Annotated in this window: 1 pseudogene; it reads left to right on the top strand. The window is 51.9% G+C overall.

The annotated features are described in order from the left end of the window. Positions 1-87 precede the first annotated feature (87 nt). A pseudogene (locus INT19_RS19885) lies at positions 88-575 on the top strand (IS30 family transposase); the annotation flags it as partial. Between the last annotated feature and the right edge of the window lie 296 nt (positions 576-871).

Raw genomic sequence — 871 nt, forward strand, 5'->3', positions numbered from 1 at the left:
TTACGGAAAAAGTAACTCGATAACTTTTGCATAACCACTTACTGACAGCTTAACAGATTCCAGACTTGGTCTGGCGTCCACCTGTGACCTCTTGAGATTAAAGACCGTCGAATGCCTGAGTTGGGCGGGAGATTTCATTATGGGTTCCAATAACAGCTCTGCCATCGGTACGTTGGGACGCTCTTGGCGAAAGTGGATAGTACCACAGCCACGATTGTCGGCTTCATTGACAATCTCAATGAAGCGCCGTGCTCTTTGCGCCTGTCCATGACCTATGACCAGGGCAAAGTGATGGTCAAACATGCTGAGATTGCCCAGAAGACGAGTGCAGCGATCTAAGCCGACCCGCATAGCCCATAGAAGTGGGGTTCCAATGAGACACCTATGGGCTGTTGAGGCAGTACCTGCGGAAGCGCACGGACCTGCCAGCCTGTAGCCAGGAAGGACTCGACGAGATCGCCGACTAACTGGATACACGATCATGCAAGACACTGGGGCGACGCTCACCGTTAGAAGTCTACGTCGAGGCGCTAGAAGGCCGAGAACTCTTCAATAACGTTGCACTTGGAGCTTAAAGCCGCCAAACTCCTCAGGGCAGGTGCGCTTGGTACCACCATAGTGTTCCCTGCAAATACCAGGCCTCGATGATTATGCCCCCTCCCCTGAGCTTCTTGTCCGCCACCTGACTGTGAGGTCAGCATTTTACCTTAGGCTCTATCTTCAAATTATCCCTCACAGAGGCTCTATTAGACTTTCCCTTAGAGAGTATCAGAAGCCTTAACCCAAAGCTTTCCTGAGCCCCTCAGAATCAGCTTCAGATCGATGTCAATCGAGTAGGAAGGGGAGTCGCCTCCCCTGTCCTCTCACACCA

This window comes from Halomonas sp. 3A7M, assembly GCF_014897875.1.
GTDB lineage: Bacteria > Pseudomonadota > Gammaproteobacteria > Pseudomonadales > Halomonadaceae > Vreelandella.